The organism is Streptomyces sp. NPDC005820 (assembly GCF_040630255.1).
GTDB lineage: Bacteria > Actinomycetota > Actinomycetes > Streptomycetales > Streptomycetaceae > Streptomyces.
Window position 1 is genome coordinate 54279 of sequence record NZ_JBEXXE010000021.1, and the last position, 22208, is coordinate 76486.

The 22208-nt window shown below is 73.0% G+C and carries 19 protein-coding genes and 1 pseudogene; 8 read left to right on the top strand and 12 right to left on the bottom strand.

The features are described 5' to 3' along the window. The first annotated feature begins 189 nt into the window (after positions 1-189). Entirely contained in the window at positions 190-1770 is a 1581-nt protein-coding gene (locus ABZ464_RS25595; protein ID WP_359280268.1) for a cbb3-type cytochrome c oxidase subunit I, read from the top strand. Continuing rightward, positions 1767-2171: a cytochrome c oxidase subunit 4 gene (locus tag ABZ464_RS25600; protein ID WP_359280106.1), complete on the top strand. Its 405-nt coding sequence runs from the start codon at positions 1767-1769 to the stop codon at positions 2169-2171. Before ABZ464_RS25595 ends, ABZ464_RS25600 begins: the two co-directional genes overlap by 4 nt. On the opposite strand, the gene ABZ464_RS25605 is transcribed toward ABZ464_RS25600, so the two are convergent. Next, positions 2089-3549, bottom strand: coding sequence for a ubiquinol-cytochrome c reductase cytochrome b subunit (locus ABZ464_RS25605; RefSeq protein WP_359280270.1), 1461 nt, complete (start codon positions 3547-3549; stop codon positions 2089-2091). The genes ABZ464_RS25600 and ABZ464_RS25605 overlap by 83 nt on opposite strands. Positions 3550-3836: 287 nt before the next feature. On the opposite strand from ABZ464_RS25605, the pseudogene ABZ464_RS25610 reads away from it, so the two are divergent. Next, positions 3837-3938: pseudogene (locus tag ABZ464_RS25610) on the top strand (cysteine hydrolase); the annotation flags it as partial. Between the two features lie 88 nt (positions 3939-4026). Here ABZ464_RS25610 and ABZ464_RS25615 read toward each other — a convergent pair. Further along, entirely contained in the window at positions 4027-4821 is a 795-nt protein-coding gene (locus tag ABZ464_RS25615; protein ID WP_359280107.1) for a DUF1775 domain-containing protein, read from the bottom strand. 1018 nt (positions 4822-5839) lie between these two features. Here ABZ464_RS25615 and ABZ464_RS25620 point away from each other — a divergent pair. Continuing rightward, positions 5840-6412 carry a MarR family transcriptional regulator gene (locus ABZ464_RS25620; RefSeq protein WP_359280109.1) on the top strand — a complete coding sequence of 191 codons (573 nt, stop codon included), beginning with the start codon at positions 5840-5842 and terminating at the stop codon, positions 6410-6412. Between the two features lie 70 nt (positions 6413-6482). On the opposite strand, the gene ABZ464_RS25625 is transcribed toward ABZ464_RS25620, so the two are convergent. From ABZ464_RS25625 to ABZ464_RS25650, 6 genes are all read right to left on the bottom strand, one after another. Next, complete coding sequence (locus ABZ464_RS25625) at positions 6483-7328, bottom strand: fumarylacetoacetate hydrolase family protein (RefSeq protein ID WP_359280111.1); 846 nt, start codon at positions 7326-7328, stop codon at positions 6483-6485. A 10-nt stretch (positions 7329-7338) separates the two neighbouring features. Next, entirely contained in the window at positions 7339-8274 is a 936-nt protein-coding gene (locus tag ABZ464_RS25630) for a 3,4-dihydroxyphenylacetate 2,3-dioxygenase (RefSeq protein WP_359280112.1), read from the bottom strand. Further along, positions 8267-9727 (bottom strand): aldehyde dehydrogenase, encoded by a 1461-nt coding sequence (locus tag ABZ464_RS25635; protein ID WP_359280113.1) that lies wholly within the window; start codon positions 9725-9727, stop codon positions 8267-8269. The genes ABZ464_RS25630 and ABZ464_RS25635 overlap by 8 nt, the downstream gene beginning before the upstream one ends. 120 nt (positions 9728-9847) lie before the next feature. After that, positions 9848-10666: an acetoacetate decarboxylase family protein gene (locus ABZ464_RS25640; protein ID WP_359280114.1), complete on the bottom strand. Its 819-nt coding sequence runs from the start codon at positions 10664-10666 to the stop codon at positions 9848-9850. Positions 10667-10677: 11 nt separating this feature from the next. After that, the gene (locus tag ABZ464_RS25645) at positions 10678-11898 is read right to left on the bottom strand and encodes an NAD(P)/FAD-dependent oxidoreductase (protein WP_359280115.1); all 1221 of its coding nucleotides are present in this window, start codon (positions 11896-11898) and stop codon (positions 10678-10680) included. Between the two features lie 5 nt (positions 11899-11903). Further along, the gene (locus tag ABZ464_RS25650; RefSeq protein ID WP_359280117.1) at positions 11904-12092 is read right to left on the bottom strand and encodes a ferredoxin; all 189 of its coding nucleotides are present in this window, start codon (positions 12090-12092) and stop codon (positions 11904-11906) included. A 187-nt stretch (positions 12093-12279) separates the two neighbouring features. Between ABZ464_RS25650 and ABZ464_RS25655 the strand changes: the two genes are divergently transcribed. Together ABZ464_RS25655 and ABZ464_RS25660 are read left to right on the top strand one after the other, a co-directional pair. Further along, positions 12280-13875 carry a glutamine synthetase family protein gene (locus ABZ464_RS25655; RefSeq protein ID WP_359280118.1) on the top strand — a complete coding sequence of 532 codons (1596 nt, stop codon included), beginning with the start codon at positions 12280-12282 and terminating at the stop codon, positions 13873-13875. Positions 13876-13891: 16 nt separating this feature from the next. Continuing rightward, the gene (locus ABZ464_RS25660) at positions 13892-15178 is read left to right on the top strand and encodes a cytochrome P450 (RefSeq protein WP_359280120.1); all 1287 of its coding nucleotides are present in this window, start codon (positions 13892-13894) and stop codon (positions 15176-15178) included. A gap of 17 nt (positions 15179-15195) precedes the next feature. Here the strand turns inward: ABZ464_RS25660 and ABZ464_RS25665 are convergent, their stop codons facing one another. Beyond that, the gene (locus ABZ464_RS25665; RefSeq protein WP_359280122.1) at positions 15196-15996 is read right to left on the bottom strand and encodes a VOC family protein; all 801 of its coding nucleotides are present in this window, start codon (positions 15994-15996) and stop codon (positions 15196-15198) included. Between the two features lie 120 nt (positions 15997-16116). On the opposite strand from ABZ464_RS25665, the gene ABZ464_RS25670 reads away from it, so the two are divergent. After that, positions 16117-16761 (top strand): precorrin-8X methylmutase, encoded by a 645-nt coding sequence (locus ABZ464_RS25670; protein WP_359280123.1) that lies wholly within the window; start codon positions 16117-16119, stop codon positions 16759-16761. Positions 16762-16800: 39 nt separating this feature from the next. Here ABZ464_RS25670 and ABZ464_RS25675 read toward each other — a convergent pair whose 3' ends face one another. The 3 genes from ABZ464_RS25675 to ABZ464_RS25685 all read right to left on the bottom strand — a co-directional run bounded on the left by ABZ464_RS25675 (position 16801) and on the right by ABZ464_RS25685 (position 19246). Further along, the gene (locus tag ABZ464_RS25675) at positions 16801-17553 is read right to left on the bottom strand and encodes a cobalt-precorrin-6A reductase (RefSeq protein ID WP_359280125.1); all 753 of its coding nucleotides are present in this window, start codon (positions 17551-17553) and stop codon (positions 16801-16803) included. Positions 17554-17829: 276 nt separating this feature from the next. Next, a complete protein-coding gene (locus ABZ464_RS25680) occupies positions 17830-18606 on the bottom strand; it encodes a YcnI family protein (RefSeq protein WP_359280127.1) in 777 nt (258 codons plus the stop codon). A gap of 49 nt (positions 18607-18655) precedes the next feature. Then, positions 18656-19246, bottom strand: a complete 591-nt coding sequence (locus tag ABZ464_RS25685; RefSeq protein WP_359280128.1) for a hypothetical protein — start codon at positions 19244-19246, stop codon at positions 18656-18658. Between the two features lie 309 nt (positions 19247-19555). On the opposite strand from ABZ464_RS25685, the gene ABZ464_RS25690 reads away from it, so the two are divergent. Continuing rightward, positions 19556-22162, top strand: a complete 2607-nt coding sequence (locus ABZ464_RS25690; RefSeq protein WP_359280130.1) for a serine/threonine-protein kinase — start codon at positions 19556-19558, stop codon at positions 22160-22162. Positions 22163-22208: the final 46 nt, after the last annotated feature.

Consider the following 22208-nt stretch of genomic DNA (forward strand, 5'->3'; position numbering starts at 1 on the left):
CACCGGGCGGCGGACAGGGCATCCGCGAGGCGCTGTGCGCGCTCGGCACGCTGAGGAGGATCATTGAGCGATCTGTCGCACCGCGTCGGCGACACCTCGGCGCCCACCGCCGCTCCCGCTCCGCCACTGGGACGGAAACTCCTGGCCTGGGCCGGCACCACCGACCACAAGGTGATCGGCCGGCTGTACATGGTGACGGCGTTCTGTTTCTTCCTCCTCGGCGGGCTGCTGGCCCTGGGCATGCGGGCCGAACTGGCCCGGCCGGGGCTGCAGTTCCTCAGCGACCTCGGCTACAACCAGTTCGTCACCGTCCACGGCACGATCATGATGCTGCTGTTCGCGACCCCGATGTTCGCCGGGTTCGCCAACGCCGTGATGCCGTTGCAGATCGGCGCCCCGGACGTGGCGTTCCCCCGGCTCAACGCGCTGTCGTACTGGATGTATCTGTTCGGCGGTCTGATGGTGGTCTCCGGGTTCCTGGTGCCGGGCGGCGCGGCGGCCTTCGGCTGGTTCGCCTACGCACCGCTCAACAGTTCGTACCACTCCCCGGGCGCGGGCGGTGATCTGTGGGTCATGGGGCTGGTGGTCACCGGTGTGTCGACCACGCTGGGCGCGGTCAACTTCATCACCACGATCCTGTGTCTGCGCGCCCCGGGCATGACCATGTTCCGGATGCCGATCTTCACCTGGAACGTGCTGTTCACGTCGATCCTGGTGCTGCCCGCGTTCCCGGTGCTGACCGCCGCGCTGCTCGCCCTGGAGTCGGACCGCAAGTTCGGCTCGCACGTCTTCGACGCGGCGAACGGCGGCGCGCTGCTGTGGCAGCACCTGTTCTGGTTCTTCGGGCATCCCGAGGTGTACATCGTCGCGCTGCCGTTCTTCGGGATCGTCTCCGAGATCCTCCCGGTGTTCTCGCGCAAGCCGCTGTTCGGCTATCTGCCGATGATCGGGGCGACGATCGCGATCACCATGCTGTCGGCGGTGGTGTGGGCGCACCACATGTTCGCGACGGGCGCGGTGCTGCTGCCGTTCTTCTCGCTGATGTCGTTCCTGATCGCGGTGCCCACGGGCATCAAGTTCTTCGCGTGGACCGGGACCATGCTGCGCGGCTCGCTCTCGTTCGAGACCCCGATGCTGTGGTCGGTGGGCTTTCTGGTGACGTTCCTGCTGGGCGGGCTGAGCGGGGTGCTGGTCGCCTCGCCGCCGCTCGACTTCCATCTCACCGACTCGTACTTCGTCGTCGCCCATCTGCACTACGTGCTCTTCGGCACGGTGGTCTTCGCGATGTTCGCCGGGTTCTACTTCTGGTGGCCCAAGTTCACCGGCCGGCTGCTCGACGAGGGGCTCGGCAAGCTGCACTTCTGGCTGCTCTTCCCCGCGTTCCAGCTGACGTTCCTGGTGCAGCACTGGCTCGGTGAGCAGGGGATGCCCCGCCGGTACGCCGACTATCTGCCGGGCGACGGGTTCACCCTGCTCAACACGCTGTCGACGGCGGGCGCGTTCCTGCTCGGCGTCTCGACGCTGCCGTTCCTCTACAACGTGTGGCTGACGGCCCAACGGGGGCGGCGGGTCGAGCGGGACGACCCGTGGGGGTACGGGCGCGCCCTGGAGTGGGCGACCTCCTGCCCGCCGCCGCGGCACAACTTCGTGGCGCTGCCCCGGGTGCGGTCGGAGTCCCCGGCCTTCGACCTGCACCATCCGGAGATCGTGCGCGCCGCGAGGGAAGAGGTGGAAACGGTGGAAGGGGTGGAAGGGGAGGGTCCGCGGTGAAGGCCGAGGCAGTGCTCTTCGGGGGTGTGGCCGTCTTCTTCGGCGCCACCGCCGTGCTCTACGGGGTGTGGTCGCACGCCGATCCGACGGGTACGACGGCGCTCGTCGTCGCGTTCGGGATGGCGGCGCTGGTGTCGTTCTTCTGCGCGGTCCAGTACGTACGGCACGGACCGCGTCCTCAGGACCGTACGGACGCCGAGGTCGTGGCGGGCGCCGGGCCGCTGGAGTTCTTCCCGCCGCACAGCCTGTGGCCGATCGTGACGGCCCTGGGGTTCGCCGTCGCGGCGACCGGGGTGGTGTTCGGGCTGTGGCTGTTCCTCATCGGCTTCGGTGTTCTGGCCCGGGGGGTCGCCGGGCTGGTGTTCCAGTACGTGAACCGGGGGGCCGGTCAGGGGGACTGAGCGGGGTGCGCGGGGCGCCCGGCCGGAACGACGTCACCGGGCGGTGGTCGCTCTCGTAGCCGCCGGCGAGGTTCTGCCGCACCTCCCCGGTCTCCTCGCCCTCGGCCAGCCGCTCCTGTTCGGCGCGCAGCAGGGCGCGGCACAGCGCACGGGTGACGAAGAAGGCGAGGACGGGGCCGACGACCAGGGCGATCCGGAAGATCCAGGTGAGGACGTTCACCGAGATCCGGAAGGTCAGCGCGGTGACGTCGTTGCCGCCGGCCAGCAGCAGCACGCCGTAGAAGGTGACGCCCGCCGCGCCGAGGCCGGTGCGCACGGGCCGTTCGCGGGGCCGGTCGCACAGGTGCTGTTCCCGCCGCCCCTCGCCGGTCAGCCGCTGTTCGACGAAGGGGTGGGCGTACAGGACGGTGAAGAGCAGGCCGGGCAGGACGACGGCGGGCAGCAGGACGTTCCACATCAGGGTGTGCCCGGCGAGGTTCGTCTCCCAGGGCGGGACCAGCCGCAGCGCGCCTTCGAGGAAGCCGACGTACCAGTCCGGCTGGGAGCCGGTCGAGACCTGGTCGGGCCGGTAGGGGCCGTACACCCAGATGGGGTTGATCTGCGCGAGGCCGCCGAGCAGGACCAGCACCCCGGAGACCGTCAGGGCGAGGCCGGCGGAGGAGGCCGTGAAGCGGGGGTGCAGGGGTCTGCCGACGGCGTTCGCGTTCGTGCGGCCCGGGCCGCGCCACTGGGTGTGCTTCAGGGAGAAGACCAGGATGAGGTGCACGGTGAGCAGACCGAACAGCGCGCCCGGCAGCAGCAGGATGTGCAGGCTGTACAGACGGGGCACGAGGTCGTGGCCGGGGAACTCGGAACCGAACGCGAACAGGGCGACGTACGTCCCGACGACCGGGATCGACAGCATGATGCCCTGCGCGATGCGCAGGCCGGTGCCGGAGAGCAGGTCGTCCGGCAGCGAGTAGCCGGCGAACCCCTCCGCCAGGGCGATCACGAACAGGGTGACGCCGATGGCCCAGTTCAGCTCCCTGGGCCTGCGGAAGGCGCCGGTGAGGAAGACCCGCAGCAGATGCACGCCGATCGCGGAGACGAAGACCAGCGCGGCCCAGTGGTGGGTCTGGCGGAGCAGCATGCCGCCGCGCACGTCGAAGCTGATCCGCAGGGTCGAGTCGAAGGCGCTCGACATGAGCGTGCCGCTCAGGGGCGCGTAGGAGCCGTCGTAGACCACCTCGCGCATCTCGGGGTCGAAGAAGAACGTCAGCCAGACGCCCGTCAGCAGCAGGACGAGCAGGCTGTACAGGGCGAGCTCGCCGAGCAGGAACGACCAGTGGTCGGGGAAGGCCTTGCGCAGCAGCCGTCCGGCGCCGTCGTGGACGGGCAGCCGGCCGTCGGCGGCGTCCGCGAGCCGCTCCCCCGCCCGGCGGCGCTCGCCCTCCTCCGCATCCCCCGTCGCATCCTCCGCCGCAGGACCCACAGGACGCCCTCCTCCCGGTCGTGCCGCCACGCTCACGCCATCCCTAGCCCGCGCGGCGGGGGAGCAGTGTCCGGCCGACACGAAACACCCACGCGGCCGGACCACGACACCCGATCGGCCGACAGCCCCCCTCGTGGGTACTCGGTGGAGCTGTGGCACTCCCACCACGGGGAGCTGCTGGAGCGGGCGCTGTCTACGAGACTCCCCTGTCGTATCTGCTGTGGCGGATGGGCGTGGGGCACCTGGTGCTGTGCGGGCAGGTCACCGAGCAGTGCGTGCTGTACTCCGCCCTGGAGATGATGGAGCGCAACATGGGAGGGGGGGTCGGCGACTCGTGAGGACGGCTCGGTGGGGGTGGGACGCCGGTGGCGCCCCACCCCCCGGTCAGGCGTCGGCCGCCGCGGAACGGCGCCTTGCCAGCCACCACGCGCCGCCGCCCAGAACGGCGAGCGCCACGACCGCCCCACCGACGAGCAGCCCGGCCGAGCTGCCGCCCTCCTCCTTCTCCTTCTCCGCCTTCTCCTCCTTCCCCGCCTTCTCCTTCGTCTCCTCCTCGTCGGCGACCGGCGTCGCGTCGTCCGAGGCGTCGGCGGCGGGGGTGGACCCGGTGGCCGAGGGGGTGGCCGTGCCGGTCGTCGTGGGGCCGGGGTTCACGGGCGTGGCGCCGGGGGCGGCGGCCTTCAGCTTCAGGACCGGCGCGGGCTGTTCGGGCTCGGCTCCGCCGCCGGGCAGCTCGATCCAGCGGGAGATCTCGCCGTCGCTGTACGTCTCGACGGTCTTGAAGGCGATCTCCTCGGCGTCCGGCAGTTGCCGGACCTTGATCCTGTACTCGGCGTCGGTGCCGACGGCGAGCTTCGGGCCGCCGAGGGTGTAGCCGTCGCTCGTGGCCTTGAACTTCCAGCCCTTGGGGCCGTCGACGAGCGTGACGTCACCCGGTGCGATGCCCTCGGGGAGGACGACGCGCATCTCGGTGAAGCCGGCCTCGGCGGACTCCGCCTCGGAGACGAAGCTGAGGGTGACGTTCTCGGCCAGGGCCTGCGCGGTGTCGGCCTCGACCTCCGCGTGCGCGAAGGCGGGGCCGGCCAGGGCGAGGGCGGCGGTCAGCGTGAGAACGCCGACGACACCGGCCCGCCGCACGGTCCGGCCGGGGGCGTGCGGGAACATGGACACAATGGACACAGTGGTGCTCCTTGCTGGGTGAGGGAGGGACCGGGACGTGCACCCGTCCCGGAGGTCCCCTGCGCACCAGCGCGTGTTCCAGATCGCGTGTCCCCGACGCGGCGGGCGGGGTGAAGCGGCCGGTCGCTCCCGGGTACGACGGCTCGCGGAGCGTTCCGCGCACGAGCGGCGGCAGTACCCGCGCCAGGACGGCGATCACGGCCGACCGCACGGTACGGGCCGCCGCCAGAGCCACCGTCACGGCGGCGTCGGCGCGGTGGAGCAGCCAGGCCGTCGCGAGCGCCGCCAGCAGGTGAGCCGCCGTCATGGCCGTGCCGGCGTGGTGCGGGACATGCCCGTCCGCCATCGCGGCATGCCCCGCGTGACCGGCGTGACCGGCCGGGCCGGGCGCGGCCTCGTGCCCGGCTCCCGCCCGGGCCAGGGCGAGGTGCAGCCCCGTCTGCGCCACGAGGGTGCAGCCGACGGCCACCGGCAGGGAGAGGGCGCGGCGTACGAAGGGCCGGGCCAGCGCGCACTGGGCCACCGTGAAGACGGTCACCAGCCGCCACGGCACCGCCTGTTCGGTGACGGCATGGTGGCCGAGGGCCGCGAGCACACTGCCGACGAGCGCGAACAGCCCGGCTCGCGCCCACGCGGAGGCACGGTCGGGCTTCTTCGCGGTCACCTCGACGTATACGGAGGGGATGCCGGGGGTGTTCAGGAAAACCCGTGCTCAGGGGCCCGGGCGGCGGCGACCGGGGCCGGGCGCAGCGATGCCGTTATCATGCAGGCGGTCGCGGAGGAGGCCGGGACGAGGCGGAGGCCGGCGGCTGTGCCCCTGCCGCCCGAGGACGACGGCCGACAGGATCGCAGCTTGGTCACCCCCTTGGCGACGAGGCCAGCGGCGCGAACACCGCGATCGTGGTGACGACGAAGGCCGGATCGGCCCCGTTCACCTTTGACGCATCTCTGACGGGCGCGGAACGTCTCGTATAATTTGGCTCCGAACGATCGACGGATGATCGAAGGGAGCGTGCCAGTGCCAGGGCACCGGTCCATCACCGAAGCGGAGAAGCTGGCCGCGGCCAAGCTCGGTGGGATACCGATCCACCATGAGCAGATGGCGGTGGTCGCCAACATCTACCGGGCCGCGTCGGCCGTCCGGCAGCACCTGGAGAACTCCGTGCTGCGCGGCGCCGATCTGACCTGGACGGCGTTCGTCGTGCTCTGGGTGGTGTGGGTCTGGGGCGAGTCCGAGACCCGGCACGTCGCGGAGGAGGCGGGCATCTCCAAGGGCACGCTCACCGGGGTCTCCCGGACGCTGGAGGGGCGCGGGCTGCTCCAGCGGGCCGGTCACCCCTCGGACGGCCGGCTGGTGCTGCTCAGTCTCACCGAGGAGGGCGAGACGCTGATGCGGCGCCTGTTCCCGGAGTTCAACCAGGAGGAGGCGTTCGTCGCCTCCCGGCTCAGCGACGAGCAGTGCCGGAGCGTCGCCGAGGGGCTGCGCCAGGTCGTACGGCAGGTCGAGGAGCACGGCGAGGAGCGCCGGCTGACCCTCCTCGACGGCGCCGAGCCGGCCCCGCGCCGCAGCGGCCGGCGCGCAAAGGGCTGAGCGACGCGGAAGGGCGCCGCACCGGTGACCTCCTGGTCGCACCGGTGCGGCGCCCTTCCCGTGGGCGCGGTCAGCGGCGGGGCGGGCGGATGCCGCGGAACTCCCAGTCGCCGCCGAGGGCCGTGGAGAGGACCTCCTCGGACTCGGTGGGCTGGGCGCCGACGTCGGTGCGGATCGCGGTGGGCCCGGTGACGACGTGGTTGGTGAGCCGGCCCAGGCCCTCGACCTCGACCTCCACGACGTCGCCCGGCTGCACGGGACGGGAGTTCGCCGGGGTGCCCGACAGCAGCACGTCACCGGGGTACAGGGTGATCGTGCGGGCGATGTCGGCGACCAGGTAGTGCATGTCCCAGGTCATCTCGTCGGTCGAACCGTCCTGCACGACCTCGCCGTTGACGTACGTCCGCAGCCGCTTGCCGTGGAAGTCCCAGTCGGTGACCAGACCGGGGCCGAGCGGGCAGAGGGTGTCGGAGCCCTTGACCCGGAGCATGGAGCCGGCGTCGGTGTCGCGGAAGTCGTGCAGCCCGTAGTCGTTGGCGATCGTGTAGCCGGCGATGTACTCGCCCGCCTCGGACGGGGAGATGTTGCGTGCCGTCCTCCCGATGACGATGGCGACCTCGCCCTCGTAGTTGAGCCACTTGCAGCCCTCGGGGCGGACGATCGCGCCCTTGTGGGAGTTGAGGGCGGAGGTCGGCTTGTGGAAGTAGGTCGGCGTGTCCGGCAGACCGATCCGGAACTCGTCCACCCGGCTGCGGTGGTTGAGGTGGACGGCGATCACCTTGGACGGGACGACCGGCGACAGGTGCCGCGCGTCCTCGGTCTTGACGTGGCGGCCGTCCCCGGCGACGAGTTCGTCCCCGTCGACGGTGACCTGGACGGCGGCGCCGTCCAGGAGGATACGGCGGTATTCGGGCATGACGGCCTTCCTAGGAGCGACGGTGCGGGTGGTGGGGCGCCGCGTTCACGGACGCCTGTGTGCCGGTCCAACCGTCGGCCGGGCGGTCGAACCACAGATGGACCTGGCCGGTGCCGACGGAGTTCTCGTACTCCCCGTACTGACGGGCCCGGGCCGCACAGGCCTGTTCGCCGAGCGCGCCGGCCATCATCAGGTAGTGGAAGAACCTGGCCTCCGGCTTGACCTTCCAGAACGCGTCCATGGTGTCGAGGACCTTGTCGTGGCGGCCCTCCTTGAACCAGGCGATGCGCTCGTGGTCCGCCTCCCGGGCCTCGGGGGTGCGGATGTGCACCGGGTCGCTGGCCTCGTGGTCGCGCAGTTCGCGCAGCGGCCAGAAGGTGTGCGAGAGGGCGCCCGAGGCGATCAGCAGGACGCGGCGGCCGGGGGTGGCGGCGATTCCGTCGGCGAGGGCCCGCCCGAGGCGCAGATGGTCCTCCATGTCACCGGTCTGGCAGACCCCGATCGTCACCCACCGCTTGTCCGGGAGCCCCTCCCCGAGGAACTTCCAGAGGTTGATGGTGGCGTAGTAGATCGGCAGGTACGCGTCGTCGATCGCGGTGATCCAGGTGCCGTGCTTGTCGGCGAACTTCTCTACGTTGCGGGCGAGTTCGGGGTCGCCGGGGAAGTCGTACGGCATCCGGCACATCCCCCGCGGCAGCTCCTCGGAGGTGAACAGCCCGGCCCGGCGCTGCTGGGCCGTGACGACGAACTCGACGGTCGTCGCCCAGTGCGAGTCGAGGACGACGACGGTGTCGTAGTCGTCGCGCGCGAAGACGTCCTCACGCAGCTGCCGGAGCCCGGTGACGAGGGTGATCTCCTTGCCCTCGTTGAGTTCGAGCCGGTCCGCCTCCGGCAGCACGATGGTGGGCACATGGGCGAGCAGCCCGGCCCCGACGATCTCACCCACGGTCCGTCCACCCCTTCGGCGCGGTCACGGTGTTCTTCAGGTCGCAGTAGAAGTCGAAGCTCCAGGTGCCGCCCTCACGGCCGACGCCGGAGTGCCGGGAGCCACCGAAGGGCGCCTGGAGATCGCGGACGAAGAAGCAGTTGACCCAGACCGTGCCCGCGACGAGCTGTGCGCTCACCCGGTCCGCGCGGCCGGGGTCCCCGGTGACGAGGGTGGCGGCCAGCCCGAACCGGGTGTCGTTGGCGAGCCGGACCGCCTCCTCCTCGGTGGCGAAGGTCTGGAGGGTGAGTACGGGCCCGAAGACCTCTTCCTGGACGGTCTCGCTGTCCTGGCGGACATCGGTGAGCAGGGTCGGCGCGTAGAACTGCCCGTCGAGGCGGTGCCCGCCGATCACGGCACGGGCACCGGCTGCCAGGGCCCGCTGCACGAACCCGTCGATCTTCTCCAACTGACGCGGATGGATGTTCGGCCCGATGTCGGTGGCCTCGTCCCGGGGGTCTCCCTGGGTCAGGGCGGTGGCCTTCTCGACGAACCTCCGGGTGAACTCCTCGGCGACCGACTCCTCGACGAGGAACCGGGTGGCGGCGAGACAGACCTGCCCGGCGTTGTCGTACTGCTCCACCGCGAGGTCCACGGCGAGGTCCAGATCCGCGTCGGCGAACACCAGCAGCGGTGACTTGCCGCCGAGTTCGAGGCTCAAAGGCGTCAGATTCGTGGCCGCCGACGCGGCGATCCGCCGGGCGGTGGGCACGGACCCGGTGAAGCTGATCCGGCGCACGTCCGGGTGCGAGGTGAGGGCGTCGCCGATCTCGGCGCCATAGCCCTGGACGACGTTCAGCACCCCGGCGGGCAGCCCCGCCTCGGCGGCGATGTCCGCGAGGAGGGAGGCGGTGAGCGGGGACCACTCGGCGGGCTTGAGGATCACGGTGTTCCCGGCGGCGAGGGCCGGGGCGACCTTCCAGGTGGCCAGCATCAGCGGCGCGTTCCACGGGGTGATCAGCAGACACGGCCCCGCCGGGTCCCAGGACACGTGATTGGTGTGTCCGCGGGTGTCGAAGTCCTCGTGCCCGAGCGTCAGCAGCCAGTCGGCGAAGAACCGGAAGTTGTGGGCGACGCGGGGCATGACACCCCGACGGTGGGACCGCAGCAGCGCCCCGTTGTCGGTGGTCTCGACGACGGCGAGCTCTTCGAGCCGCTTCTCGACCCCGTCGGCGATGGCATGGAGGATGCGGGCGCGTTCGGCACGGGGGGTGGCGGCCCAGCCGGGGAAGGCGGCCTTGGCCGCGGCGACGGCGGCGGCGGCCTCCGCGGGCGTACCCCGGGAGATCTCGCCGAGCACACTGCCGTCGATGGGCGAGTGATCGGTGAAGGTGCCACCGGAGGTGACACGCTCCCCACCGATCCAGTGCCGGGTGTCGACGGAGACACCGCCGATGACGATCTTGTCAGACATGGAAAGGGTTCCTTCTGTACGAGGGGAACTTGACCCACCCAGGGGCGCGGGCCGTATCGATATGCGGCTCCGCCGCGTGGGCGCGACAAGCCCCCACGCACCCGCGCCCGACCACGAACCTCACTCGGCCCCCGCCCCCGACGTCCCGGCCTCCAGCAGACGACCGCCGTCCCACACCACCCCGACCTGCCGGTAGTACGCGGCGATCGGCTCCCGGATCTCCAGCCGGGCCAACTCCTCGGTGGGCGCCTCGAACAGCTCCAGTTCCGCGTCCCCGACCCACGCCTGCCCGCCCTCGAAGGACGCCGCCCCGGACTCGATCAGCTCGTCGAGCGCCAGCCCCTTCCCCTTCTCGATGGAGGGCAGCCACCGGTGATGGGCCATCGGATGCCCGTTCACGAACCCGTTCGTCGCGGACGGCTCCCGCAGCGTCACCACGGTCTGCGCCAGCCGGCGGTCCGCCGCGGCGAGCGTCGCCCCGAAGCGGGCGCCCGCCTCGATCCGCGGCGCGGGCCCGTACGGATGCGGCCGGGTCTGGTGGATCGAGCCGAGCTTCTTCGGGTAGCCCTGGTGCAGCCCCCGGGCGATCGCGAAGTCCTTGTCGACCCAGATGTGGACGCACCGCGAGTACGTCTGCCCCCGGTACCGGCAGCGGACGACCGCGAAGGCCTCCTTGTACTGGGCGAGGACGGGGTCGAGCAGCTCCGCCCCCGACGCCGAGCAGGACTGCCAGTCGGCCCAGATGAGCGCGACCGCGCCGGGGTCCTCGTCGGCCAACTCCAGGGGCTCGGGCAGCAGTTCGCGCACCCGAGCGGGATCCGTGCGGTACTCGACGGTCAGCAGGTCGCCGGAGTAGCGCCACGGCGGGGACGGGACGAGCGACGAGGCGCCCGTCGCGGTCTTGGGAAAGAAGAAGCCACGGACAGCGGCAGCGGACATGACGGGGTTCCTTACGCGGTGAGGGCGGGCTGCTGGAGCAACTGGGCGCGGTACCGGGCGGCGCCCCTCGCGGCGGCCTGGCCGCCGAGCGCGACGACTGCGACGAGCCGGTCCGCGCGGTGGTAGCCGACGAGGACGTCCCCGTCCGGGTCGCCGTCCGGGTCGCCCTCCAGGACACGGACGTCCTCGAGGCCGAGGACGGGTGCGCCGAAGGACTGGAGCCGGAAGTCGTGCTGGTCGCTCCAGAAGGTGGGCAGCGGCGCGAACGGGGCCGCCTCCCGGTCCTGGCCGAGGAGATGGGCGACGAGCGCCTTCGCCGCGTGCTTGGCGGTGTCCGTGGGGATCGACCAGTGCTCGACACGGCGGGGTACGCCGTCGTAACGGGCGTTGGGGAAGCGGGCCACGTCGCCGACCGCGACGGCTTCCGGCCGACGGCCGATCCGCAACTGCTCGTCGGTGAGCACACCGTCGGACAGGTCGATCCCGTTGCCTTCCAGCCATTCGACGTTGGCGAGCGAGCCGACCGACTCCACGACCACGTCGGCCGCGAGGACCCGCCCGTCGTCGAGGACGACTCCGGTCACCCGGTCCTCCCCCTCGAACCCGGCGACCCCCGTGCCGAGCGCGAAGCGCACCCCGCGCTCCTCGTGCCGCTTCCGCAGGGCCCGGCCGAGCAGTTCGCCGAGCGGGCCGGCCATGGGCAGCGGCAGCGGATCGACGACGGTCACCTCGCGGACGCCGAGGCCCACGGCGGTGGCGGCGACCTCGCAGCCGATGAACCCGGCGCCCACCACGACCACCCGGACGCCCGGGCGGGTCAGCTCGTCGCGCAGCCCCTGCGCGTCGGCGAGGGTGCGGACCGTGTGACGGCCGGTGAGCGGGCCGGGGCAGCGCAGCCGGCGGGGGCGCATGCCGGTGGCGGCGACGAGACCGTCGTACGACAGCGTCGAACCGTCGTCGAGGGCGACGGTCCGCTCGTCGAGGCGCGCCCCGACGACCTTCGTGCCGAGCCGCCACTCGACGTCGGCGGCGGCCGCCTTCGGGGTGAAGGCGAGCGACGCGAAGGGGGCCCGGCCGGCCAGGACCTCCTTGGAGAGCGGGGGCCGGTTGTAGGGCATGTGCGGTTCGTCGCCGACGACCGTGACGGCCCCGGTCCAGCCGGCCGCCCGCAGCTGTTCGGCGGCGCGCAGCCCGCCCAGGGAGGCGCCGGCGACCACGATGCGTGCGGTCATGGCGGTCAGTCCTCGATCCGGATGGCCTGCAGCGGGCACACGTCGGCGGCCTCCTCGACCTCGTCGCGCAGCGCGTCGTCGGGGTCGGGGACGTAGGCCAGGCGCCCGCCGTCGTCCAGCGAGAAGACGTCGGGGGCCGCGAAGACGCACTGACCGTGGTCCTGGCACTTGTTCATGTCGACGACGACCTTCATGGCCGGTCCTCCGCTCTCAACTCATTTGGCTTCAAACAACATAGGAAGCCGCCCGGCGCTGGTCAATACCTATCCAGGTGGATAAATTTTCCGGGCCACCCTCTTGCGGGCGATGCCACCACTCCATACCGTTCGGGACCAAACGACTTTCGAGGAAGTCCCCGCCCATCCGCTCAAGGAGACTTCGGTGAGCGCATCAGACATCCCCGACATCCGCCGGCACATGGAGCGGCTCGCCGCCGAGGGCGTCGACGTGGTGCGGGTGATCTACCCCGACCTCATCGGCACGGACCGGGCCCGTGACGTCCTGCTGGACCATCTGCCCGCGGCCTGCGCCCACGGCCTGGCCTTCTGCCGCGCCGTCTACCACACCTCGCCCCAGGGAGACGTGGTCCCGGTCGCGGGCGGCGTGGACGCCGGTCTGCCGGATGTGTGCGTCCGCCCCGACCTGTCCACGCTGACCGTGCTCCCCTGGGAACCGGGCGTCGCGACCTGTCTCGGCGAGGTCACCGACCCGGCGACCTCGGCCCCCGCCCCCGAGTCGCCGCGGGACCTGCTGCGGTCCGTCCTGGCCCGGTGCGCCGAACACGGTCTCCGCCCGGTCGTCGGCCCCGAGCTGGAGTACTTCCTGCTGGAGCCCGCCCCCTGCGCCCCCACCGGCTGGCGCCGCTCGCCGGAGACGACCGGCGCCGTCTACACGGCCGGTCTGCGCGCCGACCCGGACAACCATCTGCTGCGCACCCTGCGTCTGCTGCGCGACCTGCGGATCGGCGTCACCAACGGCAACCACGAATTCGACGGCGGCCAGTACGAGATCAATCTGACCCACTCCGGCGCCCTGGACGCCGCCGACCGCGCCTTCCGCTTCAAGGCCGCCGTGAAGGAGCTGGCCCGCGGGGAGGGCAGGCTCGCCACGTTCATGGCCAAGCCGTTCGGCGACGCGGGCGGCTCCGGTTTCCACCTCCATCTGTCCTGCGAGGACCTCGGCGGGGACCTCGGCGGGGACGCCGGCGGGAGTGCCGGCGGGAGTGCCGGCGGGGGTGTCGGCGGGAGTGCCGGCGGGAGTGCCGGCGAGGGTGTCGGCGGGAGTGCCGGCGAGGATGTCGGCGGGGGTGCCGGCGAAGGTGTCGGCGGGGGTGCCGGCGAAGGTGTCGGCGGGGGTGCCGGCGAAGGTGTCGGCGGGGGTGCCGGCGAAGGTGTCGGCGGGGGTGCCGGCGGGGGTGCCGGCGGGGCGAACGTCTTCGACGACCCGGCCGGGGCGTACGGGCTGTCGGCCACCGCCCGGCACGCCGTCGCCGGTGTCCTCGCCCACGCCCCCGCGCTCGCGGCGCTGGCCAACCCGACCGTGAACTCGTACAAACGCTTCGGCCCCGACACCCTCGCGCCCTGGCTGATCGACTGGGGGCTGGACAACCGCAGCGCCATGCTCCGGATCCCGCCGGAGCGCGGCTCCGGGGCCCGGCTGGAGCTGCGGCTCGGCGACGCGAGCGCCAACCCGTATCTGCTGATCGCGGGCACGCTCGCGGCGGCCCTGCTCGGCGTCCGGGCGGGCGAGGAGCCCCCGGCGCCGCTGGAGGGCTACGGCTACGACACCGCCCGCTCCGCCCTGCTGCCGCCCACCCTGTCCGCCGCGCTCGACGCGCTGGAGGCGGACACCGCCCTGATCGAGCTGCTCGGCAAGGGTTTCACCACCGCGTACCTCACCTACAAGCGGAACGAGGTCGCACGCTTCCAACGGCATGTCACCGACTGGGAGTTCACCGAGTACGCCTACCACCTGTGACACCGAGGACCCATCGATGACCGAGATCCTGACCCCCGCCGCCGCGCACGAGCCGCTGCCCCTCGCGGACGTGAACCTCGCCGACCTCGACAACTTCACCGACGGCGTCACCCCATGGCGCATGTTCCACACCCTGCGCCACGAGGACCCGGTGCACTGGCAGCCCGAGGAGGCCCCGAACTCCGGTTTCTGGGCGGTGACCCGGCACGCCGACATCGCCCGTGTCGACCGGGACGCTGAGACCTTCACCTCCACCCGGTTCGTCAACCTGGAGGAGGTCGACGACGACCAGATCAAGAAACGCGCCTCCATCCTGGAGCTGGACGGGGTACGGCACCGGGCGCTGCGCAGTGTGATCCAGCGGCAGTTCGGCGCGAGCGTGATCAACAGCTACGGCGACTTCCTGCGCGGGCTGACCGCGCAGACCCTCGACGCGGCCCTCGCCAAGGGCACGTTCGACTTCGTCGCCGACGTCTCCGCCGACTTCCCGATCAACGTGCTGGCCCGGCTGCTCGACGTACCGCCGGAGGACAACCAGAAGCTCATCGACTGGGGCAACCGGATCATCGGCAACACCGACCCCGACTACGCGGACGTGCTGCTGCACAGCGCGGAGAGCGAGAAGTACCGCGATCTGCCGTTCCGCTCCCCCGCCTCGGTCGAGGTCTTCGAGTACGGCCGTGAGCTGGCCCGGCAACGGCGCGGCAAGGACGGCACCGACCTGGTGTCGAAGCTGGTCAACACCATGCCGCGGGACGGTGTGCCGCTGTCGCCGCAGGACTTCGACAACTACTTCCTGCTGCTGGTCGTCGCCGGCAACGAGACCACCCGGCACACCATCTCGCATTCCATGCTGGCCCTGCTCCAGCATCCCGAGCAGCTGGCCCGGCTGCAGGACGACCCGTCGCTGATCCCGACGGCGGTCGAGGAGTTCCTGCGCTGGGCCTCCCCCGTCTACCACTTCCGCCGCACCGCGACCCGGGACGTCGAGCTCGGCGGCAAGCGGATCAGGGAGGGCGACAAGGTCGTCATGTGGTACGCCTCCGGCAACCGTGACGAGGAGGTCTTCGGCAACCCGTACGACCTCGACGTCGCCCGGCTCCACAACGACCACGTCACCTTCGGCAAGGGCAGCCCGCACCTGTGCCTGGGCAATCTGCTCGCCCGCACCGAGATCCGCATCATGTTCGAGGAGCTGATCCCGCGGATCGCCGGCATCACGCTCGCCGGGGACGTGCCGCGGGTGCGCTCCAACTTCGTCAACGGCATCAAGAAGCTGCCGGTGGAGGTGACGCTCGCCTGACGCCCCGGCCGGGGCGGTCAGTTCCCCGTGGGCTTGAGCACCACGAAGTCGGCGTTCGACGGGTCGACGCAGACCGCGAGACGGCCCACGCCCTCCGCGTCCACCGGCCCCATCTGCACACTGCCGCCGTGGCCGGTGACCTCGGTGACGGCGGCGTCGCAGTCGGCGACGGCGAAGACCGGGTGCCAGTACGGGTGTCCGTCCGCGAGGGCGAGGTCCTGCTCGCGGACCTCCATCAGGCCGCCCTGCATCCGCTCCTCGGGGAGCCCCTCGGGGGTGATGAGGGTGTACGTGCCGCCGCCGCCCGGCATCTCCATGTCGCCGAACCGCCAGCCGAGGACATCGCCGTAGAACTCCTTGGCGCCCCGGGCGTCGGTCGTGTACAGCTCGGTCCAGGACAGCGAGCCCGGCTCCTCGACGAGCTCGAAGCCCGCCTCGCTGCCCGGCTGCCAGACCGCGAACTGGCCGCCCTGGGGGTCGCTGTACTGCGCCATCCGACCCCATTCGCCGAGGTCACGGGGCTCCACCCGGACCGTGCCGCCCGCGCGCCGGACGGCCTCGGTGGTGGCGTCGGCGTCGGCGACGTCGTAGTAGATCATCCAGGCGGAGCGCGCGCCCTCCTCGGTCAGCTTGCCGAGCCCGGCGACGGTCCTGCCGTCCTTCTTGAACATCCCACCCTGGCCGGCTTCCCCCTCGCCGGCCATGGGCTCGTACTCCCAGCCGAGCACGGCACCGTAGAAGTCCGCGGCGGTCCGCACATCGGGGGCGCCGAGGTCGATCCAGCAGGGGACACCGGGAGTGAGGTCGGTGGTGATCACGGGGATTCCCTTCCGCAGGTCCTGGTCCCTTCAGCCTGACACCGGCCAGGAACCGGCGCGCGTCGGCCGCCGCAGAAGCGTCCTCGGGGACGATCAGGTGCCCTGGGTATGCTCGCCGCCATGCCGAACACCGTGACCAGCTACGACTACGAGAAGGACGGCGCGGCCATCTACCGCCGGTCCTTCGCCACCATCCGCGCGGAGGCCGACCTCTCGGGGCTGCCCGCCGACGTCGGGCAGGTCGCGGTCCGGATGATCCACGCCTGCGGGATGGTCGACCTCGTCCGGGACCTGGCCTACACGCCCGGGGTCGTGGCCCGGGCCCGGGAGGCCCTGCGCGGCGGCGCGCCCGTCCTGTGCGATGTGCAGATGGTGGCCAGCGGGGTGACCCGCAGGCGGCTGCCCGCCGACAACGAGGTGCTGTGCACCCTGTCCGACCCGGCCGTCCCCGAGCTGGCCGCCGAGCTGGGGACGACGCGCAGCGCCGCCGCGCTGGAGCTGTGGCGGGACCGGCTGGAGGGCGCGGTCGTCGCCGTCGGCAACGCGCCCACCGCGCTGTTCCGTCTGCTGGAGATGATCGAGGCGGGCGCGCCCCGGCCCGCCGCCGTGATCGGCGCGCCGGTCGGTTTCGTCGGCGCCGCCGAGTCCAAGGACGCGCTGGCCGCCAACCCGTCCGGACTGGAGTACCTGGTGGTGCGGGGCCGCCGCGGCGGCAGCGCGATCGCCGCGGCGGCGGTCAACGCCCTCGCCAGTGAGGAGGAGTGACGGCTTCGACCGCCGAGGGGTGAAGAGGCGGTACGGGGGTCAGCCGGCCGTACGGGACCGGTGTTCGGTGACCCAGTGGGCCGCCGCCTCCGGGGTGGGGGTGACGGGGACGCCCTCGGGGAGCGGGGGGCGGCGGATCACGACCACCGGCAGGCCCGCCTCGCGGGCGGCCGTCAGTTTCGGCGCGGTGGCGGCTCCCCCGCTGTCCTTGGTCACCACGACGTCGATGCGATGCCGGCGCAGCAGCTCCCGCTCCCCGTCGAGGGTGAACGGGCCCCGGTCGAGCAGGATCCGTGTCCGGGCGGGACCGGGACCCTCGGGCGGGTCGACGGACCGTACGAGGAACCACAGGTCGTCCAGCCCCGCGAACGCGGCCAGCCCCATGCGGCCGGTGGTGAGGAACACCCGGCGTCCCAGCGCGGGCAGCAGCGCGGCGGCCTCCTCGGAGGAGCCGGCCCCGTGCCAGTCGTCGCCCTCCCCCGGGGTCCAGCCGGGGCGGCGCAGGGCGAGCAGGGGGACGGCGGCGAGGGCGGCGGCCCGGGCCGCGTGGGCGCTCATCGTCCCGGCGAAGGGATGGGTGGCGTCGACGAGCGCGCCGACCCGCCGCTCGCGCAGCCACGCCGTGAGCCCCTCGGTGCCGCCGAAGCCCCCGACGCGGACCTCGCCCGGGGGCAGCCGGGGGCTCGCGACCCGTCCGGCGAGCGAGGTGGTCACCGCCAGTCCGGGCGTGCCGTGCAGCAGCCCGGCGAGCCGACGGGCCTCCGTGGTCCCACCGAGGATCAGCACGAGCATGGGGCCGGGTCCGTTCGTGAGGGGCACTCGCGGTACCCCACTCAAGCACACCGGCGAGGCTGCGCCGGACGGCCGAGGACACACCCGGTGCCTTGAACGCGGGCCGGCCCGGCCGGTTCGACCTGCACCGACCGCGCCTGCTGCGCCTGCTGCGCCTGCTGCGCCTGCTGCGTGAACTCGAGCACCGCGGGACGCTCTCCGGGCTCTGACCTGCCGCCGCCCCGCCACCGGGGTGTCCGGTGGCGGGGCGGTGATCGGGACGGTGATCGGGACGGGCTACTCGGGCCGGGAGCGGTTCGGGCGGGTGCGGAGGACGGCGAAGGCGGCCGCGGCCAGGCCCAGGACTCCGGCGGCCAGGCCGGCGGCCGCGAGGCCGCGGGCGGTCGAGTCGCCGTCGTCGGCGGAGGCGGCCGAGGCGGTACTGGTGCCGGTACCGGTGCCCGTGCCGCTCTTCGTGGCTGCCGAGGCCGTCGCGCCGGCCGTGTCCTCGCCGTTCTCCGCGCCCTTGGCGGTCAGGGTGACGACCGGCGCCGGGTTCTCCGGTTCGTCGTCGCCGGGGGCCGCCTCCTCGATCCAGCGGGTGACCTTGCCGTCGGAGTAGGTCTGGAGCGCCTTGAAGGCCAACCGGTCGGTGTTGTCCGGGAGTTGTCCGAAGGCGACGTCGAAGTCCTCGTACTGCCCGGCGGTGATCCTCCCGCCGGTCCAGGTGATCTCGGAGACGGCCTCGGTGATGGTGCCGTCGTCGGTCTTGACCGGCGTCTTGAGCTTGGTGGTCGTCACCTTGGCCGTCCACCCGTCCCGCGGCGAGACGAGGACGCCGAGGAGGGGGTGGTCGGTGGGCAGGAAGATCTGCACCTCGGTGGTGGCGGCCGTGTCCTCCTCGTTGGGGACACGGAAGGTCAGCAGCCCGTCCGTGGCTCCCTTGGCGTAGCTCTCGGGGTGGACGGTGACATGGGCGGAGGCGGCGCCGGCGGCCGCGAGGACCCCGGCGGCGGCGAGGGCGGCGACGACGCCGACCCGGCGCAAGGTGGTGGTGGTGCGGGTCGTGGACATGGGTGAGTGGCTCTCCGTACTCGGGACGTGATGTCGGGAGGTGATCCGCTCAGCGGATCGCGTACGACATCCACGCCGGCGGCCCGCGCCGGTGCACGGCGTACCGCAGCAGCGCCTGCCGCGCCGCCCCCGCTCCCCCGTCCGCCGACCGCCCGGGACGCGGCACGCCCGGTACGGCCCCCGCCCCCCGCGCCACCTGCCACCAGGCGACGAGCCCGGGCACGAGGGCGACGGCCCGGCGCAGCAGCGACCACACGGCGGCCTCGCCGCGCCGCAGCCACCAGGTCAGCACCAGGGCCGCGCCGAGGTGGGCGGCGGTGGCGTGCGGGGTGTGCGGATGCGCGGCGGAGTGGGACATCCGCAGGCCGTGCATGACCATCACGGCCTGCGGCCGGGCGGTGGCGAAGGCGAAGTGCAGCCCGGCCTGGGACGCGAGCGTGCCGCCTCCGATGCCGGCCAGCGATCGCTCCCGCCCGCCCAGCGCACAGCCCGCCGCGAACAGGACGAGGGCCGCCGCGATCTGGGTCCGCACCGGCGGCGCCACGCCCGTGGCGAGCACATGACCGCCGGCCGCGAGCAGCACGCACAGCACGGCGAACACCGCCGCCCGCAGACTCCGCACCGCCAGGGACACGCTCACGTCGCCCGATGCTGCCACGCGGCCGGCGGGCCGCGCCGCCCGCCCCCGTCCGAACACCACCGCCCACGACCTCCGCCCGGCTGATCCCGCCTCCTCCTTACGAGTCGGACCGGGACGCCGTTCAGTTCCCGCCCGTTCCCGCGGATCCGACGCGCCGAGCCCCTCATTGTGATCCGGCCGCCGGCCGTGCGCAGGCGAATCATGAACTCGGATCAGATGAGATGAACTTTCCGGAAAGACGGAAAGGCCCGGAGCGGTGGCCACTACATTCCCCGCCGGAACCAGGGGACGCACAGCCACCGAGGGAGCATGGGCGCACAGTCGAACGACGGATCCGGCGAGGACGACGAGACCGAGGCCCTGGGGGGCGGCGCGCGGGACGGTGACACGCTGGACTACACCCGGCAGCCGGAGTCCGGCTCCCGCAAGCGCGCGGGGGCCGGTGCGCAGGGCTGGGACGCGGGCGGGCCGCAGGTGCCGGCGGCGGTCGTCGAGCGCTACGAGATCCTCGGGGACCTGCCCACCGGCGGCGAGACCTACCGGGTCCTGCGGGTCCTGGACCGGCTGAGCGGCCATCAGCGGGTCGTGAAGCTCTACCACAAGTCCCACCGGCAGGCCGACGACGTGCTGCGCGGGCTCCAGCGGGCGGTCCACCGGCATGTCGTCACGGTCCACTCCTTCGGTACGGAGCCCGACCGGAGCGGCGGATGGCCCTGGGAGGTGCTGGAGTACCTCCCGGGCGGCTCGCTCAAGGAGTTCCTCTCCCGCCGGGGGCGGCTGCCCGAGCCCCAGGTGCGCCGGGTGCTGGAGCAGCTCACCGACGCGCTGCACCATCTGCACACCCGGCTGCTGGGCCGGGGCCGGGGAGCGACGCACCGTGACGTCAAGCCCGGCAACATCCTGCTGCGCGGCGCCACCGGCCCGCTCGACGTGGCGCTCGGCGACTTCGGCCTGATGGCGGAGGCGCGGGACACCTGGCAGACCGCGGGGGTGGCGGGCACCGGGATGTACCAGGCGCCGGAGACCTTCTTCACCGCGCGCCGGGATCCCAGCCAGGACTGGTGGTCGCTCGGTGTCGTCGTCGTGGAGATCCTCACCGGCCGCAACCCCAACTCCGTCCCCGGCGGCTGGAGCGACCCCCGGGAGCTGTTCACCCATCTGGCGACGCACGACGTGGACCTGTCCGGGGTGACGGACACCCGCTGGCTGCGGCTGTGCCAGGGCCTGCTGACCCGGGAGCCGGAGCACCGCTGGGGGCACGCCCAGGTGACCGACTGGCTGCGGGGCGGCACCCCCGCGGTGCACCGCGAGCCGCCCGCACCACCGGCGCCGCCGCCGCACCGCCGCTCGGGCAAACCGCTGGGGCTGGCCGGGGAGACCCATCACGACCTGGAGAGCGCGGCCCGCGCGATGACCGGACCGCTCTGGGAGGACGCTCTCGCCCTGTTCCTGTCCCCGCCCCGGCTCGCCGCGCTGCGCACCTGGCTGGAGCGGGAGTTCGACAGCGGCGGCATCCCGGAGTACCTGGTCGCCCAGCCGGCCGCGGACCTGCGGGAGGCGGCCGTCAGGGCGGCGACCTTCCGTGCCGCGGTCCTGCGCGACGCCCCGCCGGAATTCGCCGACGGCCCCGCGGACGCGCCGGCCCTGTGCGCACGCGCGGCCTCCACCACCCCGCAGGACCAGCGGGTGGCGGCGGTCGTCAGCGGGGACCTGCTGCGCGTCTTCGCCTCCCACCCGTGCGCCTCCCGGACCGCCCTCGGGCACGGGAACTGCGCCGAGCACTGCGAGGTCCTCACCGAGGCGGCGGCCGTGCTGCCCCGCGCGGAGGAGGAACTGCGCTCCTGCATCGCGGAGTTGACCGCCGCGCTCGGCCCGGGCTCGTCCTCCGCCGCGCTCGGCCTGCTGGCGCCCCTGCACCACCGCCACGAGGCGAGGGCGCTGCTGCTGCGCAGTGTCCTCGACCCGGAGACGGTCCGGTGGGAGCGGCGGCGGATCGCCGCCCGGCGCCGGACCACGCGGATGCAGGCGTGCGACTGGTGGATGCGGCTGTCCGAGGCGGCGGTGCGGGACCGGGAGACGCCCGCCCGGCTGGTGCTCGCCCGGATGCTGCTCAAGGCGGCGGAGACGGACGGGCTGGCCGAGCTGCGCAAGCCGGGCGGGCGCAACGAGCGGCGGCGGGCCGAGGCCGCGGAGGCGCTGGACAGCGCCGCGGCGGCGGTGGGCCTGGTGGTGTCGGGCGTGGGCCGGGTGCTGTCGGCGGTGACGGCGCTGGCCGCGGACGTGGTCGCCGCCGCCGTCCTGTTCGTCGCGTCGCTGGCCGGCGTGTACGTGGCCACGACGGCCTGGCTGACCTGGGCGGACGGGACGCCCGAGACCCGGTCGGCGCGCTATGCGAGTACGGCCGCGGACCTCCAGTACGTGCTGAGCGTGCCGCTCGCGGTGGTGCTGCTGGCCGTGGTGCTGCGCCAGCGCCGGCCGGGGCCCGCGACGGGCGTGGGCGCGGGCTGTGTGCTGCTCACGGGCGGACTGCTCGCCCTCGCCCTGTGGACGGGCCACGGCGGCGAGATCCGGTTCCCCTATCTGCCCGGGGGCGACTTCCACGGCGCCCTGCTGGACGCGGACCGGCGGCTCGGGGGCGATCCGCGCTGGGCCGCGGGCTGGCTGGCCGGTCTGTCGGCGGTCGGTCTGGCGCTGCTGGTGGGGTGGGCGTACCGCGTGCGCCGGGCCCGGGGCGGCCGCTTCGGGTCCGGGCACCGCCCCCGCCCCTACTCCTCCTCGCCGCCGCCGGCCCCGGCGGGCGGATTCGACGTCTGGGTACGGCTGTTGGTGATCGCCGCCGCGGTGGCCCTGTTGCTGTGCTCGGCCCAGGAGTGGCCGGTGCCCTTCGTCCCCGGCGAACCGCAGGCGCTGTGGTGACGGGGACCGGCGGGGCCGGTGGGGCCGGTGGGGCTGGTGGGGCCGG

What these genes read in the sequence shown, in the direction of transcription:
- ABZ464_RS25680 (WP_359280127.1), bottom strand. Translation starts at nt 18,606, where the DNA reads ATGTCCACGACCCGCACCACCACCACCTTGCGCCGGGTCGGCGTCGTC.
- ABZ464_RS25640 (WP_359280114.1), bottom strand. Translation starts at nt 10,666, where the DNA reads ATGTCCGCTGCCGCTGTCCGTGGCTTCTTCTTTCCCAAGACCGCGACG.
- ABZ464_RS25690 (WP_359280130.1), top strand. Translation starts at nt 19,556, where the DNA reads ATGGGCGCACAGTCGAACGACGGATCCGGCGAGGACGACGAGACCGAG.
- ABZ464_RS25650 (WP_359280117.1), bottom strand. Translation starts at nt 12,092, where the DNA reads ATGAAGGTCGTCGTCGACATGAACAAGTGCCAGGACCACGGTCAGTGC.
- ABZ464_RS25645 (WP_359280115.1), bottom strand. Translation starts at nt 11,898, where the DNA reads ATGACCGCACGCATCGTGGTCGCCGGCGCCTCCCTGGGCGGGCTGCGC.
- ABZ464_RS25670 (WP_359280123.1), top strand. Translation starts at nt 16,117, where the DNA reads ATGCCGAACACCGTGACCAGCTACGACTACGAGAAGGACGGCGCGGCC.
- ABZ464_RS25675 (WP_359280125.1), bottom strand. Translation starts at nt 17,553, where the DNA reads ATGCTCGTGCTGATCCTCGGTGGGACCACGGAGGCCCGTCGGCTCGCC.
- ABZ464_RS25660 (WP_359280120.1), top strand. Translation starts at nt 13,892, where the DNA reads ATGACCGAGATCCTGACCCCCGCCGCCGCGCACGAGCCGCTGCCCCTC.
- ABZ464_RS25595 (WP_359280268.1), top strand. Translation starts at nt 190, where the DNA reads ATGGTGACGGCGTTCTGTTTCTTCCTCCTCGGCGGGCTGCTGGCCCTG.
- ABZ464_RS25625 (WP_359280111.1), bottom strand. Translation starts at nt 7,328, where the DNA reads ATGCCCGAATACCGCCGTATCCTCCTGGACGGCGCCGCCGTCCAGGTC.
- ABZ464_RS25635 (WP_359280113.1), bottom strand. Translation starts at nt 9,727, where the DNA reads ATGTCTGACAAGATCGTCATCGGCGGTGTCTCCGTCGACACCCGGCAC.